Annotated in this window: 1 protein-coding gene; it reads right to left on the bottom strand. The window is 50.5% G+C overall.

Annotation, left to right across the window (positions count from 1 at the left end):
- Window positions 1-273 (bottom strand): hypothetical protein (locus AC1RP4_RS08005; protein ID WP_481763277.1); only part of this gene is annotated, 273 nt, incomplete at both ends.

The following is a 273-nucleotide window of genomic DNA, read 5'->3' as shown; positions in this document are numbered from 1 at the left end:
AGCGCCGTTACTGAACATGTACCATCGATCGGCCACGAATGTGGCTATAGCACCAGACGCAGGATTACCATATTGATTTAGACGGAACCTGCCATTGATCAACTTGTTCTTGGTGGCACCCAGTGTGAAGTTGCCTGTGCTGTCCGGGCTCACGCCATTGATTGTCTTGACAAGCTGGTTCGTGGTATTGGTTGATGTGTAGGCATTTGCTGTTACTGCGGCGCTGGCCAGAAGTCGCACATTACCCAGTGCATCAAGCGTGTATAGATTTGC

The sequence above is a fragment of the Dellaglioa sp. CoH-56-MRSF-10 genome (assembly GCF_056782175.1).
The sequence above is the reverse complement of the archived record's forward strand: the minus strand, read 5'-3'. Positions and strand labels throughout refer to the sequence as shown.